The organism is Streptomyces sp. NPDC001851 (assembly GCF_040297165.1).
Taxonomy (GTDB): Bacteria; Actinomycetota; Actinomycetes; order Streptomycetales; family Streptomycetaceae; genus Streptomyces.
In genome coordinates, this window is record NZ_JBEOYR010000018.1 from 30,918 (window position 1) to 45,257 (window position 14,340).

The 14,340-nt window shown below is 71.3% G+C and carries 11 protein-coding genes; 8 read left to right on the forward strand and 3 right to left on the reverse strand.

Annotation, left to right across the window (positions count from 1 at the left end; translation table 11 throughout):
- Nucleotides 1–33: 33 nt before the first annotated feature.
- The 4 genes from ABT171_RS25710 (at nt 34) to ABT171_RS25725 (ending at nt 4,390) form a co-directional block, all read left to right on the forward strand.
- Complete coding sequence (locus ABT171_RS25710; RefSeq protein ID WP_351247650.1) at nt 34–930, forward strand: TatD family hydrolase; 897 nt, start codon at nt 34–36, stop codon at nt 928–930.
- 158 nt (nt 931–1,088) lie between these two features.
- On the forward strand, nt 1,089–2,513 hold the full coding sequence (locus ABT171_RS25715; RefSeq protein ID WP_351247652.1) for a resuscitation-promoting factor: 1,425 nt from the start codon (nt 1,089–1,091) through the stop codon (nt 2,511–2,513).
- Between the two features lie 117 nt (nt 2,514–2,630).
- Nucleotides 2,631–3,500: a 16S rRNA (adenine(1518)-N(6)/adenine(1519)-N(6))-dimethyltransferase RsmA gene (gene rsmA / locus ABT171_RS25720; protein WP_351247654.1), complete on the forward strand. Its 870-nt coding sequence runs from the start codon at nt 2,631–2,633 to the stop codon at nt 3,498–3,500.
- Nucleotides 3,497–4,390, forward strand: coding sequence for a 4-(cytidine 5'-diphospho)-2-C-methyl-D-erythritol kinase (locus tag ABT171_RS25725; protein WP_351247656.1), 894 nt, complete (start codon nt 3,497–3,499; stop codon nt 4,388–4,390). Before rsmA ends, ABT171_RS25725 begins: the two co-directional genes overlap by 4 nt.
- 4 nt (nt 4,391–4,394) lie before the next feature.
- Here the strand turns inward: ABT171_RS25725 and ABT171_RS25730 are convergent, their stop codons facing one another.
- Nucleotides 4,395–4,988, reverse strand: coding sequence for a Uma2 family endonuclease (locus ABT171_RS25730; RefSeq protein ID WP_351247911.1), 594 nt, complete (start codon nt 4,986–4,988; stop codon nt 4,395–4,397).
- A 157-nt stretch (nt 4,989–5,145) separates the two neighbouring features.
- On the opposite strand from ABT171_RS25730, the gene ABT171_RS25735 reads away from it, so the two are divergent.
- The 4 genes from ABT171_RS25735 (at nt 5,146) to ABT171_RS25750 (ending at nt 12,118) form a co-directional block, all read left to right on the forward strand.
- Complete coding sequence (locus tag ABT171_RS25735) at nt 5,146–6,954, forward strand: ABC-F family ATP-binding cassette domain-containing protein (RefSeq protein WP_351247658.1); 1,809 nt, start codon at nt 5,146–5,148, stop codon at nt 6,952–6,954.
- A gap of 578 nt (nt 6,955–7,532) precedes the next feature.
- Entirely contained in the window at nt 7,533–9,305 is a 1,773-nt protein-coding gene (locus ABT171_RS25740) for an outer membrane protein assembly factor BamB family protein (protein ID WP_351247660.1), read from the forward strand.
- A gap of 80 nt (nt 9,306–9,385) precedes the next feature.
- Nucleotides 9,386–11,206, forward strand: coding sequence for an outer membrane protein assembly factor BamB family protein (locus tag ABT171_RS25745; RefSeq protein ID WP_351247662.1), 1,821 nt, complete (start codon nt 9,386–9,388; stop codon nt 11,204–11,206).
- Nucleotides 11,207–11,434: 228 nt separating this feature from the next.
- Complete coding sequence (locus tag ABT171_RS25750) at nt 11,435–12,118, forward strand: helix-turn-helix transcriptional regulator (RefSeq protein WP_351247664.1); 684 nt, start codon at nt 11,435–11,437, stop codon at nt 12,116–12,118.
- A 91-nt stretch (nt 12,119–12,209) separates the two neighbouring features.
- Here ABT171_RS25750 and ABT171_RS25755 read toward each other — a convergent pair whose 3' ends face one another.
- Both ABT171_RS25755 and ABT171_RS25760 read right to left on the reverse strand, forming a co-directional pair.
- The gene (locus tag ABT171_RS25755) at nt 12,210–12,554 is read right to left on the reverse strand and encodes a hypothetical protein (RefSeq protein ID WP_351247666.1); all 345 of its coding nucleotides are present in this window, start codon (nt 12,552–12,554) and stop codon (nt 12,210–12,212) included.
- A 21-nt stretch (nt 12,555–12,575) separates the two neighbouring features.
- Entirely contained in the window at nt 12,576–14,267 is a 1,692-nt protein-coding gene (locus ABT171_RS25760; protein WP_351247668.1) for a sodium:solute symporter family protein, read from the reverse strand.
- Between the last annotated feature and the right edge of the window lie 73 nt (nt 14,268–14,340).

The window sequence follows — 14,340 nt, forward strand, 5'->3', positions numbered from 1 at the left end:
GCAGCGGGCATGCCCCTTTCGTAGGATCGGGGCATGCCTTCGAACGCCGGCCAGAACGCCAAGGCCGACAAGAACGCCGCGCCGCCGCTTCCGGCGCCGCTGCGGGTTCCGGTCGCCGACTCCCACACCCACCTCGACATGCAGTCCGGCACGGTCGAGGAAGGCCTCGCGAAGGCCGCGTCGGTGGGGGTGACGACCGTCGTCCAGGTCGGCTGCGACATCAAGGGCTCGCGCTGGGCCGCCGAGATCGCCGCCGCTCACGACGGCGTCCACGCCGCCGTCGCCCTCCACCCCAACGAGGCCCCGCGCATCGTCCACGGAGACCCCGACGGCTGGTCCCGGCAGGGCGCCCGCGCGCCGGGCGGTGACGCGGCGCTGGACGAGGCCCTCGCCGAGATCGACCGGCTCGCCGGACTGCCCCAGGTCAAGGGCGTGGGCGAGACCGGGCTCGACTACTTCCGCACCGGCCCGGAGGGCAAGGCGGCCCAGGAACGGTCCTTCCGCGCCCACATCGAGATCGCCAAGCGGCACGGCAAGGCGCTCGTCATCCACGACCGGGAGGCGCACGCCGACGTCCTGCGCGTCCTGAAGGAGGAGGGCGCCCCCGAGCGCACCGTCTTCCACTGCTACTCCGGCGACGCCGAGATGGCGGAGATCTGCGCCCGCGAGGGCTACTTCATGTCCTTCGCCGGCAACGTCACCTTCAAGAACGCCCAGAACCTCCGGGACGCCCTCGCCGTCGCCCCCCTGCAGCTGGTCCTCGTGGAGACCGACGCGCCCTTCCTGACCCCGGCGCCGTACCGGGGCCGGCCCAACGCCCCGTACCTCGTCCCGGTCACCGTCCGCGCGATGGCCGCCGTGCGCGGCATCGACGAGGATGCGCTGGCGACGGCCCTCGCCGCCAACACCGCTCGGGCCTTCGGCTACTGAGCCCCTGTTCGAGCGGCGAGCGGCGCTCCCCTGTCCGGGTGGCGAGCGCACACTCGGCGGGCAACAGTACGCAGTCGCGTCGCTTTGGAGAGTGACGGTCGCTCCGCTAGGTTCGGGGCCCGATCCGGACCCCTCTGGCACCTCTGGAGCGTGTCGGCGTGAGCAAGTCGCAGTACGAGACGTTCGAGACATGGTGGCCGTACGAGCCGTACGGCCCCGGCGCCTCCGTGTACACCGCGGACACCCAGCCGTACGGGCTGTACGAGGACACCTACCGGCCCGCTTACGAGGCGCAGGCGTACTTCGTCACCGAGCCGGTGCTACCCCGGCAGGGCGGGCGCGCGCAGCAGGCCGGGAGCGTGCCGCAGGCGGCACGCTCCCCCGAGGCGTGGAGCGCGCCGGACGACGAAGGGGCGAGCGGGCCCGAGACGCCCGCCGACGTGGGCGGGCGAGCCGCGCGCCGGCGCAGGGAGCGCTGCGCCGAGCGCCCGGAGTCCGCCGTGCGCCGTCTGCTGCCGCAGGCGCTGGTCGTGGCCTTCCTGGCCGGCGGCACCACCGCGTTCGTCGCCAAGGACAAGGCGGTCGAGCTGACCGTCGACGGCAAGCAGCGCACCCTGCACACCTTCGCCGACGACGTCGGCGAGCTGCTCGCCGAGGAGCGCGTGCCCGTCGGAGCGCACGACCTGATCGCGCCCGCCCCCGGCACGCCGCTCGCCAGCGGTGACACCGTCGCTGTGCGCTACGGGCGCCCCGTCCGGCTCACCCTGGACGGCCAGCAGCACGAGGTGTGGACGACGGCGCACACGGTGAAGGGAGCGCTCGACGAGCTGGGGGTGCGCGCGGAGGGCGCGTACCTCTCCACCTCGCGCTCCCAGAGCATCGGACGCGCCGGGCTCACCCTCGACGTGCGCACCGAGCGCGCCGTCACGGTCATGGCCGACGGCCGCACCCGCACCATCCGCACCAACGCGGCCACCGTCCGCGAGGTCATCGGAGAGGCCGGGATCGGCCTGCACGGCGAGGACATCACCTCCGTGCCGCTCGACAGCTTCCCGCGCGACGGGCAGACGGTGACCGTGCTGCGGGTCAGCGGCAGCCGGGAGATCCGCGAGGAACAGATCCCGTTCGCGGTCGAGCGCACCGAGGACCCCACCCTCTTCAAGGGCACCGAGGTCGTCGTACAGGAGGGGCAGCCCGGACTGCGGCGCGACACCTACCTGCTGCGCATCGTCAACGGGGTCCGGGAGAAGCCGCGCCGCGAGACCTCCGAGGTGGTGCGCAAGCCGCGCAAGCAGATCGTCAAGGTGGGCACCAAGCCGCTGCCGCACTCCGTGGCCGGCGCCGACCACCTGAACTGGGACGGTCTCGCCAGCTGCGAGTCCGGCGGCCGGCCGGACGCGGTCGACCCGTCCGGAACGTACGGCGGCCTCTACCAGTTCGACGCGCGCACCTGGCACAGCCTCGGCGGCACCGGACGCCCGCAGGACGCACCGGAGGCCGAACAGACCTTCCGCGCGAAGAAGCTGTACGTGCGCCGCGGGTCGACGCCCTGGCCGCATTGCGGGGCGCGGCTGCGGGGCTGAGCGCCGGCGGGTACGGGGAGGCGCCGCGGGGACGCCCGGCCGTCGCCGGTGCGGGCGGTCCGCGGCTGGTCGCGGCACCTGGCGATCCGGCCGGGCAGACCCCCGTACCCTTGTCCCGTGAGCAGCCCCACCCCCGACGCCCTCCTCGGCCCCGCCGACATCCGTGAGCTGGCGGCAGCGCTCGGTGTCCGTCCCACCAAGCAGCGCGGCCAGAACTTCGTGATCGACGCCAACACGGTCCGCCGTATCGTCCGCACCGCCGGGGTCCGCCCCGACGACGTGGTCGTCGAGGTCGGCCCCGGGCTCGGCTCCCTCACGCTCGCGCTGCTGGAAGCGGCCGACCGGGTCACCGCGGTCGAGATCGACGACGTACTCGCCGCGGCCCTCCCCGCGACCATCGGGGCGCGCATGCCGGCGCGCGCCGACCGGTTCGCGCTGGTCCACTCCGACGCGATGCACGTCGCCGAGCTGCCCGGCCCCCCGCCGACGGCACTGGTGGCGAACCTCCCGTACAACGTCGCCGTCCCCGTGCTGCTGCACATGCTCGACACCTTCCCGAGCATCGAGCGCACCCTCGTCATGGTGCAGTCCGAGGTCGCCGACCGGCTGGCCGCCGCGCCCGGCAACAAGGTGTACGGCGTGCCGTCGGTGAAGGCGAACTGGTACGCCGAGGTGAAGCGGGCCGGGGCGATCGGCCGTAACGTCTTCTGGCCCGCGCCGAACGTCGACAGCGGGCTGGTGTCGCTGGTACGGCGGGCCGAGCCGATCAAGACGACCGCCTCCAAGGCCGAGGTCTTCGCCGTCGTCGACGCGGCCTTCGCACAGCGCCGCAAGACCCTGCGGGCGGCACTGGCCGGCTGGGCCGGGTCCGCCGCTGCCGCCGAGGCCGCCCTGGTAGCGGCCGGGGTCTCGCCGCAGGCGCGCGGGGAGTCGCTGACGGTGGAGGAGTTCGCGCGGATCGCGGAACACAAGGGGAGCGGCGAGTGAGCGTCACGGTACGGGTACCGGCCAAGGTCAACGTCCAGCTCGCGGTCGGCGCGGCCCGCGCCGACGGGTTCCACGACCTCGCCAACGTCTTCCTCGCCGTCGGCCTCTACGACGAGGTGACGGTGACCCCCGCGGACGGACTCCGGATCACCTGCGAGGGGCCGGACGCCGACCAGGTGCCCCTGGACCGCACCAACCTCGCCGCACGCGCGGCCACCGCCCTCGCCGGGCGGCGGGGCATCGAGCCGAACGTCCACATCCACATCGCCAAGGACATCCCGGTCGCCGGCGGCATGGCTGGCGGCAGCGCGGACGGCGCGGGCGCGCTGCTCGCCTGCAACACGCTGTGGGATGCGGGTGCCTCCCGGGCCGAGCTGCTCGCGATCTGCGCCGAACTGGGCAGTGATGTGCCGTTCAGCCTGGTCGGCGGGGCGGCCCTCGGTGTCGGGCGTGGCGAGCAGCTGACCGCCCTGGAGGTCGGCGGCACCTTCCACTGGGTGTTCGCGATGGCCGGCCGGGGGCTGTCCACGCCGGCGGTCTTCCGCGAGTTCGACCGGCTGGCGCAGGGGCGGGAGATTCCGGAACCGGTGGCTTCGGCCGAACTGCTGGAGGCGCTGGCGAAGGGGGACGCGGAGGCGCTGGCCGCGGCTGTGTCCAATGACCTTCAGCCTGCCGCTCTGTCCCTGTTCCCGGAGCTGGCGGAGACGCTGGCGGCGGGGCGGGGGGCGGGTGCGCTCGCCGTGCTGGTGTCCGGTTCCGGGCCTACGACGGCGTTTCTCGCCCGGGACACCGAGGCGGCTCAGAAGGTGGCAGCGGCCCTGCGGGCGTCCGGTACGTGCAGGTCGGTGCGGACGGCGGCGGGGCCGGTGGCGGGGGCGACGGTTCTCTAGGGCCTCAGAGTTCGTCGATCGCCGTCAGGTCGATGTCGATGGGGTACGGCTTGTCGACCTTGATGCGGTCGCGATGCATGCCGGTGTGGATGTATGCCCTGGTGAGCGGGTCGAGCTCGTAGACGTGGATGACGGGCCTGCCGCTCGTCCCGTTCTCCTCGACGCGCCAGAAGTTCGGGATCTCGGCAGCGGCGTACTTCTGGGGCTTGGTCGTGCGGTCGCGGGACTCCGAGTCCGGGGAGACGACTTCGATGGCCAGGAGCACGTCCTTGGCCTCGTACTTCGCCTGGCCAGGGCCCGTGACGGCGTCGGCGCGGATGATGCTTACATCGGGCTCCGGGCCGTTGCGCTCGTCGAGGACGATGGTCATCTCACGCTTCACCTTGAACCCGATCGGCAGGCCCTGGCGAAGGCCGTTCACCAGCAGGTCGATCGCATCGGCGTGAAAAGCGCGCTGCGGACTCACGAAAACGAGGCTCCCGTCGATCAACTCGGTGTGCGGCGGGAGATCCGGCAGTGTGAACAGGTCGTCCACGGTGTAGCCGTCCTGGGGCGGCACCGGCCAGTGGTGGCGGTGCTCTACGGACTCGGCGGTCATGGTTCCTCCCATGGACGGGATCCTGCTGCCTGTCCTCCACGGTAGCGGCCGTTTCCCGGTCACGTCATCACAAAGAGTGACAACCTCCTCGCGCCCCGCCCTCACCCCGGTAGGCCCTACGCTAGAAGGCTGACCCACCACCGCGCACAGGAGTGAAATGGCCGTCAACCTGGTCAATGTCGAGAACGTCAGCAAGGTGTACGGCACCCGTGCCCTGCTGGACGGCATCTCGCTCGGTGTGCAGGAAGGGGACCGGATCGGGGTCGTCGGGCGCAACGGCGACGGCAAGACCACCCTCATCCGGATGCTGGCGAAGGTGGAGGAGGCCGACACCGGACGCGTCACCCACGCCGGCGGTCTGCGGCTCGGCGTGCTCACCCAGCACGACTCCCTCGACCCCGCCGCCACCGTCCGCCACGAGGTCATCGGCGACATGGCCGACCACGAGTGGGCGGGCAACGCCAAGGTGAGGGATGTCCTGACCGGCCTGTTCGGGGGGCTGGACCTGCCCGGCTTCCCCAAGGGGCTCGACACCGTCATCGGACCGCTGTCCGGCGGTGAGCGGCGCCGGATCGCGCTCGCCAAGCTGCTCATCGAGGAACAGGACCTGATCGTCCTCGACGAGCCCACCAACCACCTCGACGTCGAGGGCATCGCCTGGCTCGCCCGGCACCTGCAGAACCGCCGCTCGGCGCTGGTGTGCGTCACGCACGACCGGTGGTTCCTGGACCAGGTCTGCACGCGCATGTGGGACGTGCAGCGCGGCGACGTGTACGAGTACGAGGGCGGCTACTCCGACTACGTCTTCGCGCGCGCGGAGCGTGAGCGGATCGCCGCCACCGAGGAGGTCAAGCGGCAGAACCTGATGCGCAAGGAGCTGGCCTGGCTGCGACGCGGGGCGCCCGCCCGTACGTCCAAGCCGCGCTTCCGCATCGAGGCCGCCAACGAGCTGATCGCGGACGTGCCGCCGCCCCGGGACAGCTCCGAGCTGATGAAGTTCGCCTCCTCGCGGCTCGGCAAGACCGTCTTCGACCTGAAAGACGTCACCGTGCAGGCCGGGCCCAAGGTGCTGCTGAAGCACGTCACCTGGCAGCTCGGTCCCGGCGACCGGATCGGTCTCGTCGGCGTGAACGGCGCCGGAAAGACCTCCCTGCTGCGGGCCATGGCCGTGGCGGCGCGCACGGAGGGCGAGGAGCAGCCGGCCGGTGGGCGTATCGCCGTCGGCAGGACCGTCAAGCTCGCCTACCTCTCCCAGGAGGTCGCCGAACTCGACCCGGACTGGCGGGTCCTGGAGGCCGTGCAGCGGGTGCGCGAGCGTGTCGACCTCGGCAAGGGGCGCGAGATGACCGCCGGGCAGCTGTGCGAGACGTTCGGCTTCGGCAAGGAGAAGCAGTGGACGCCGGTCGGGGATCTGTCGGGTGGTGAGCGCCGCCGGCTGCAGCTGCTGCGGCTCCTCATGGACGAGCCCAACGTCCTCTTCCTGGACGAGCCCACCAACGACCTCGACATCGAGACCCTCACCCAGCTGGAGGACCTCCTCGACGGCTGGCCCGGCTCGATGATCGTGATCTCCCACGACCGGTTCTTCCTGGAGCGCACCACGGACCGGGTCTTCGCGCTCCTCGGCGACGGCACCCTGCGGATGCTGCCGCGCGGCATCGACGAGTACCTGGAGCGGCGGCAGCGGATGGAGGAGGCGGTCGCCGCGCAGGCAGCCGCCGCGGCACCCAGGCCGGCCGCACCGGAGAAGAGCGCCGCCGACCAGCGTGCCGCCAAGAAGGAACTCCAGAAGATCGAGCGGCAGTTGGACAGGATCTCCGAGAAGGAGACCGAGCTGCACGCCCGGATCGCCGAGAATGCCACCGACTTCGCGAAGGTCGCCGACCTGGACGCCCAGCTGCGCGACCTCGCGGGGGAGCGCGAGGAACTGGAGATGCGCTGGCTGGAGTTGGCGGAGGACGCGTAGCGGGAGCACGGGGGCGGGGATGCGGGGTTGCCGCGCGGGCGCGGAGGGCTGAGCACCGGCGCGAGTCGGGGGGTGTGCGCGCCGCCGACTACGGCGCTCGGGCCGAGGCTTGTGCGGTACCAGTGACGGCGCTCGGCCCGGCACGCGCTCCTCAACGCACGGCGCGCGCAACGCCCGCCCGCGCCCGCTCCCCCCGGTCCGCGCCCGCTCCCCCGGGTCCGCGCCCGCTCCCGCACAGCACCTCGCGCCCGCTCCCCCGTTCACGCCCGCTCCCCGGGCGCGTGTCGGCACCGTCCGCGCCCGAGGCGTGAACCAGCCACCGCCCGCCTTCCGCCGCACACCCAACCCTCCCGGCGCGCGGCGCTGTTGCGTGCGCCGCGTGAAGGGGGCGTGAAGGCGCGTAACGGGCGCATCACGGCCCGGTCGTCCCTTGGGAACAGCGGCGGATCCGGGCCGCTGCGCTGTCGGTACCGGGTGATAGAAAGGGCCGTCTGAGAACTGTCTGAAGTAACGACCCAGGGTCCGTCAAGAACCTCAGGGCGTGGCTAAAAATCAGTGAACGAGGGGGAAGAGCGCTGATGACTCAGCCGCCCAACCAGCCGCCGCAGGGCGGTTTCGGAGCGCCGCAGGACCAGCCGCCGCAGGGCGGCGGTTTCGGGGCCCCGCAGACGCCGCCGGCACAGGGCGGTTTCGGCGCCCCGCAGGGCACCACGGGCGCCCCCGGCGTGCCGCCCACGCCCCCGCCGCCGGCCCAGCCGCCCGCCGCCCCGCCCCAGCAGCCCCAGCCCGGCTACGGCTATCCCCAGCAGCCGGGTCCGTACGGCACCCCGGGACCCTACGGCTACCCGCAGCAGCAGCCGGGCCCCTACGGGGCGGCGCCCCAGCCCGGTTTCGGGTATCCGCAGCAGCCGCCGTACCCGGGCGCGCCCGGCGGTGCGCCGGCGTCCGGGAAGAAGACCGCGCTGATCATCGGTGCCGCGGTCGCCGCGCTGCTGGTCGTCGGCGGCGTGGGGTACGCGGTCGTGAGCGGCGACGGCGGCGGCAAGAAGAAGCCCGTCGCCCAGCAGAGCGACGACCCCAAGCACTCCGCCTCCGGCGCGCCGAGCCGGTCGGGCGGCGGTGACGACCCGGAGAACCTCAACGACGGCCGCAAGCCCGGTGAGGACAAGGTGCTCTGGTACAAGTCGGCGCCGGACGCCCCTCGTAGCGGCGCGGAGGCGCCCGGCATGTGGGTCACGGACAAGGCGGTGGTGAAGGCGGCGTACAAGCAGGTCTTCGCCTATGGCGTCGGTGACGGCAAGCCGGCGTGGGCTCCGGTCTCCTTCCCGCAGAAGATCTGCGCGGTCACCCCGCAGAAGTCGGACGACGACAAGGTCGTCGTGGCGTACATGAGCGGCACCAGCGACAAGGCCCAGTGCAACCAGCTGCAGCAGATCGACCTGAACACCGGTCAGAAGGGCTGGAGCGGCACGGTCGACCGCCAGGGGGCGTTCGACATCGCGGTCGAAATCAGCCTGACCATCAGCGGCAAGACGGTGGTGGCGGGCCGCGCGGGGTCGGCGGGCACGGCGTACGACGTCGACAGCGGCAAGAAGCTGTACGACAAGGGGGGTGACGGCGGGTCGTGCGCTCCGTCCGGGTACGCGGGTGGCGCCGGCCGGCTGATCCAGGCGTCCTCCTGCAACGCGTTCGCGCCCAACGAGCACGACGAGATCCAGGAACTGGACCCGGCCACCGGCAAGGTCAAGTGGACCCAGCCGGTCAAGAAGGGCTGGGAGGTGACCAAGGTGTACTCCGTGGACCCGCTGGTGGTGTACCTGACCAACCCGGACAAGAAGGTCTGGAACATCTCCACGTTCACCAAGGACGGCAAGTTCCGCTCCCAGGTGAAGGTCGACGAGAAGTTCGCCCCCCGCTGCGGCTTCCTCGACCGGAATCTGCAGCCCTGCCAGGGCGTGGTGGCCGACGCCGACACGCTGTACCTGCCGACGGACAGCACGAACAAGGCCAACGAGATCGTCGCGATCAGCCTCACCACCGGCAAGGCCGAGTGGCGGGTCAAGTCCCCGGCCGACGAGCCGATGTATCCGCTGAAGAGCGAGGGCGGCAAAGTCATCGCGTATGTGCAGCCGTCGTACGACGCGGGCGGCCAGGTGGTGTCGATCCCGGCCACCGGCTCCTCCCACAAGCCCACCAGGCTGCTGCAGAACCCGCAGGGCACGGCCCAGATCGAGGAGAGCTTCTTCGAGTCCGTCGTGGACTGGTCCGACGGGCGGTTCTTCATCTCCAGTGCCCAGCTGAACGGCAGCGACGAGGCCAGGGAGAAACTGATCATGGCCTTCGGCAACTGAGCCGTCCGTCCCGGCTTCCCTGTCCCTGCCAAGCCCTCGATGCCATCCGGCCTTCCGAGCCTCACTGAGGTACCCACCCCATGACCCAGCCGCCCCCTCCGCCGCCGAACCAGCCCCCGCAGCAGCCCGGCTTCGGCCCCCCGAGCCCGCAGCAGCCTCCGCAGCCCCCGCAGCCGCAGCCCGGCTACGGCTACCCGCAGGCCGCTCCGCCCCCGCAGCCCCCTCAGCCGCAGCCCGGCTACGGCTATCCCGGCCCGCAGCAGAACCCGTACGGCCAGCAGCCCCCGGCCTACGGCCAGCAGCCCCCGGCCTACGGTCAGCAGCCCCCGGCCTACGGTCAGCAGCCCCCGGCCTACGGTCAGCAGCCTCCTGCCTACGGCCAGCCGCAGAGCCCGTACGCGCAGCCCGTGCAGCCGGGTTACGGCTATCCGGGCCAGCCGCCGACCGTGCCGGTTCCGTCGCAGCCGGGGCAGGGCGGGGGCGGGCGGAACAACACGGTGCTGTTCATCGTCGTCGCGGCCGTCGTCGCCATCGCGCTGATCGTCGCCGGCGGCATCTGGTACGCCGGCTCCTCCGGTGGCGACGTCGAGAAGCACGGTGCCGCCTCCTCCGGCGGCGGCACCGGCGGCAGCGGCGGCGGCACGGGCGGCGGCAAGGAGAAGGTGCCGGCCGACCCCGCGGCCAAGGTGCTGTTCCAGGTGCCGCTGCCCGTCACGGACGACACGACCAGCACCGTCGGTTCATGGCTGACCGACAAGGTGTACGCCAAGAGCGGTGTCGCCGAGATCGCCGGTTACGACCCGGTCAAGGGCACCAAACGGTGGACGATCAAGCTGCCCGGTCCGGTCTGCGCGGCCAGCAGGCACACCACGGCGGACGGCAAGACCGCGATCACCTACCAGCCGAAGTGGAGCACGAAGAACAGCTTCGCCGGATGCACGCAGATCGCCGCGATCGATCTGAACGCCGGCACCAAGCTGTGGACGAAGTCGGTCAAGGTCGGGGACTCCCCGATCAACTACGACAACGTGACGGTGGGTCAGAATACTGTCGCGGTCGGCGACAGCGAAGGCGGCGCCGCCTTCGACATCGACTCCGGAAAGCCGCTGTGGCTGCCGAAGCAGGGCGACGAGTGCAACGACGTCGGGTACGGCGGTGGCGCGAAGCTGGTCGCGGTGCGCAGATGCGGAGACATCGACAACCCGCGCCTGCACATCCAGACCCTCGACCCGAAGACGGGGAAGGTGATCTCCGAGTACAAGATGGACCCGGGCATCAGCGAAGCGTCCATCGTCTCCACCGACCCGCTGGTGGTGGCCGCCGCCGTGGGCGACAGCACCCAGGTCTCGGACTACTTCTCCGTCGACAACAAGACGGGCAGGCTGCTCGCCCACATCTCCGCGCCGTCCGACAACTACGCCGGCAAGTGCGACGGCATCACCCGCTTCGAGGACTGCCACGAGGTCGTCGCCGGGAACGGCAAGCTGTACCTGCCGACCGCGGAGCACGACGGCTCCTCGTCCCTCAGCCAGACCAACGAGATCGTCTCCTTCGACCTCACCACCGGAAAGCCGACCGGTCAGCGTGCCGAGGCCGGCGAGGACACCACGATCTCCCCGCTGCGCATGGACGGGAGCAATCTGATCGCCTACAAGGCGCCGTCGTACAAGGCCGGCGGTCAGATCGTCAGTATCGACGGCGGCAGTTTCAAGATGACCAAGCTGCTGGTGAACCCGGCCGCGAGGAGCACGCGGGAGTCGGAGAGCAACATACTGCCCGACAGCGATGAGCTCCTCTTCGGCGGCGGCCGCCTGTACATGGGGCAGGTCTACGCCAAGCGGAAGGGCCTGTCGTCGATCGGCCAGGAGGACCTGGTGCTGGTCTTCGGCACGGACGGCTGACGCCGCGCCGCCGCCGCGGCGGGTCTCGCCCGAATGGGTGACTTGCCGAGGAGTGCCCCGGATTTCATCGATCCGGGGCACTTCTCATCAAGAGGGGCAGCGCGACGTCGAACAAGCGTGTAGCTTCCGGGGGCATATGGAGGGCGGGGTGCCGGGGGGCCCTCTGTCCTCGCGGACCGGTGGGCGTCCATAGTGGGGCATCCATGGGGGGGACTGGGGGGTTGCTCTATGGGAGTGCGGCTCATGGTCGTCGACGACCATCGCCTGCTCGCGGAGGCGCTGGCGTCGGCGCTCAAGCTGCGCGGGCACCGGGTGCTCGCCGCGGCGGCGCCGGCCGCGGGCGCGGCGGACCTGGTGATCGCGCGGGCGCCGGAAGTGTGCCTGCTGGGTACGGCGGCGCCGGCCGAACCGGGCGTGTTCGACCCGGTGGTGAAGATCAAGCGGGACCGGCCGCAGGTGGCGGTGCTGGTGCTCGGCCCGGTGCCGTCGCCGCGCGGGATCGCGGCGGCGTTCGCGGCCGGGGCGTCGGGGTACGTGCGGCACGACGAGCGGATCGAGGGGGTCGAGCGCGCCATCATGAAGGCGCGCGCGGGGGAGGCCGCGGTGGCTCCGCAGTTGCTGCAGGGGGCGTTCGGGGAGCTGCTCAATCCTGCCGCGCAGCCCGATGACGAGGCTCAGCGGTTGCTGTCGGTGCTGACGCCGCGGGAGGTGGAGGTGCTGGTGCGGGTGGCCGACGGCGAGGACACGCGGCTGATCGCGGCCGGGATGGGGATCGCGCCGAGCACGGCCCGTACGCATGTGCAGCGGGTGCTGATGAAGCTGGGGGTGGGGTCGCGGCTGGAGGCGGCGGCGCTGGCGGCGCGTACGGGGCTGCTGGACCGCGCGGGGCCGTTGGGTTCCGGTCGCGAGTAGGCGCCGCGGAGGGGCGTGGGGCTGTGTCGGCTTGCGGCTCCGCCGCGTGGGCGCGACCAGCCCCCGCCCACCCGCACTCGGGAACGGTGCTTCAGTCCCCCTGCCTCTCCTCCGGCAGACCCTCCGGGGGAAGCGGCGGCGGAGTGGGCCGCAGCTTCAGCCAGGCCAGGAAGAAGAGGCCCAGCAGCAGCATGCCGGTCCCGGTCCAGAGGTTGATGTTGACGCCCTGGGCCTTGTCGATCGCGGACCGGGAGTCGGTGATGCCCACGATCGTGACGATGACGCCGTACAGCACGAACAGGCCGCCGATGATGCGGCGCAGGTCGAAGATGCGCGCGGCGGTTGCGGACTTGGTCTCCAGCTCGGTGACCTCCCGCGCCACCTCGTCCTCGGTGTAGTGGTGGCGGCGGTCGGGGTGCTCGGGGTGTTCGGACATGGTTTCCTCGGTCCTCCCGCGTCAGAACGAGAACGGGATGTAGCAGGCGGCGGCCAGCACGACCGCGCCCCAGCCCAGCAGGGCCGGCTTGCGGTACCAGGCGTCGTCGCCGGCGGCGGGCGGCTCGGACATGCCGGGGGAGCGGGTGCCGTAGACCAGCCCCTGCAGCTCCTGTACCGGCTTCGGCTTGGTGAACAGGGACACCGCGACCATCACGACCGCGCCGGCGACGAAGCCCGCGATCGCGGAGACGAAGTTGGCGCCCTGGTCGGAGGGGATGGAGATGATGCCCTTCTTGTAGAAGACGAAGTAGTTGATCATCGCCGCGGTCGTGCCGGCGAGCAGGCCCCAGAAGCCGGACCTGGCGGACGCGCGCTTCCAGAACATGCCGACGATGAAGACGACGAACATCGGCACGTTGAAGAAGGAGAACAGGGTCTGCAGGTACGCCATGATGTTCGAGAACGAGGAGGCCAGGAACGCCGTACCGATCGACGCCAGGACGCCGATCGCGGTGATCAGGCGGCCGAAGCGGACGTAGTAGGCGTCCTCGCGGCCGCGCACCACGTACTTCGCCCAGATGTCGTTCGTGAACACCGTGTTGAAGGACGACACGTTCGCCGCCATGCCCGCCATGAAGGCCGCCAGCAGACCGGTGACGGCGATGCCGAGCACGCCGTTGGGCAGCAGCTCCTGCATCAGGTACGGGATGGCGTCGTTGTACTGGTAGCCGGAGCCGGGGGTGCCGAACTTCGGGACGATCGCGGCGGCGACCAGGCCCGGGATCATCACCAGGAAGACGATGAAGATCTTCGGGTAGGCGGCGATCAGCGGGGTCCGCTGCCCGGCGGAGAGGTTCTTCGCGGACAGGGCGCGCTGCACCTCGGCGAAGTTGGTCGTCCAGTAGCCGAAGGAGAGGACGAAGCCCAGGCCCAGGACGATGGTCAGCCAGTTGGCGCCGAGCGGGTTGGCGCTGCCGATGCCGGTGCCGCCCCACGCGGTGGTGAAGTCCGCCCCGTGGCTCGCGGTGAGCTTGTGGGTGAGGCCGTTCCAGCCGCCGGCCTTCTTCAGGCCGAGGATGGTGATCGGGATGAGGGCGGCCAGGATCACGAAGAACTGCAGCACCTCGTTGTAGATGGCCGAGGACAGGCCGCCGAGGGTGATGTACGCCAGCACGAACGCGCCGGCCACCACGATCGCGACCCACTGCGGCCAGCCCAGCAGCGCCTCGACGACGATCGCGAGGGCGTAGAGGTTGACGCCGGCGATCAGGATGGCGGCGAACGCGAACAGGATCGAGCTGAGCAGGTGGGCGGCCCGGTCGAAGCGCAGCAGCAGGAACTCGGGGACCGAGCGGACCTTGCTGCCGTAGTAGAAGGGCATCATCACCAGGCCGAGGAAGACCATGGCCGGGATGGCGCCGATCCAGTACCAGTGCACGGTGTAGGCGCCGTACTGGGCGCTGTTCGCGGCCATGCCCAGGATCTCGGTGGCCGCCAGGTTCGCCGAGATGAAGGCGAGGCCGGTGATCCAGGCGGGCAGCGAGCGTCCGGAGAGGAAGAAGTCGAGGCTGGTCTTCACCGAGCGGCGGGCCGCGAAGCCGATGCCCAGGACGACGACGAAGTAGATCGCCAGGATCGTGTAGTCCAGCCAGTTGACGGGGAGCTGTAGCTGCGCCGCCAGATACAGGGGACTTTCTGTGGGGGTCTGCATGCGTACTCGCTTCGTTGCGCGAACGGGTCCAGAGCGGAACCTACGTCTCCGCGTTCGTTAATTGAACACTTCT

Coding starts and splice junctions, on each gene's coding strand:
- ABT171_RS25735 (WP_351247658.1), top strand. CDS start 5,146: ATGGCCGTCAACCTGGTCAATGTCGAGAACGTCAGCAAGGTGTACGGC.
- ABT171_RS25760 (WP_351247668.1), bottom strand. CDS start 14,267: ATGCAGACCCCCACAGAAAGTCCCCTGTATCTGGCGGCGCAGCTACAG.
- ABT171_RS25730 (WP_351247911.1), bottom strand. CDS start 4,988: ATGACCGCCGAGTCCGTAGAGCACCGCCACCACTGGCCGGTGCCGCCC.
- ABT171_RS25755 (WP_351247666.1), bottom strand. CDS start 12,554: ATGTCCGAACACCCCGAGCACCCCGACCGCCGCCACCACTACACCGAG.
- ABT171_RS25710 (WP_351247650.1), top strand. CDS start 34: ATGCCTTCGAACGCCGGCCAGAACGCCAAGGCCGACAAGAACGCCGCG.
- ABT171_RS25740 (WP_351247660.1), top strand. CDS start 7,533: ATGACTCAGCCGCCCAACCAGCCGCCGCAGGGCGGTTTCGGAGCGCCG.
- ABT171_RS25750 (WP_351247664.1), top strand. CDS start 11,435: ATGGGAGTGCGGCTCATGGTCGTCGACGACCATCGCCTGCTCGCGGAG.
- ABT171_RS25745 (WP_351247662.1), top strand. CDS start 9,386: ATGACCCAGCCGCCCCCTCCGCCGCCGAACCAGCCCCCGCAGCAGCCC.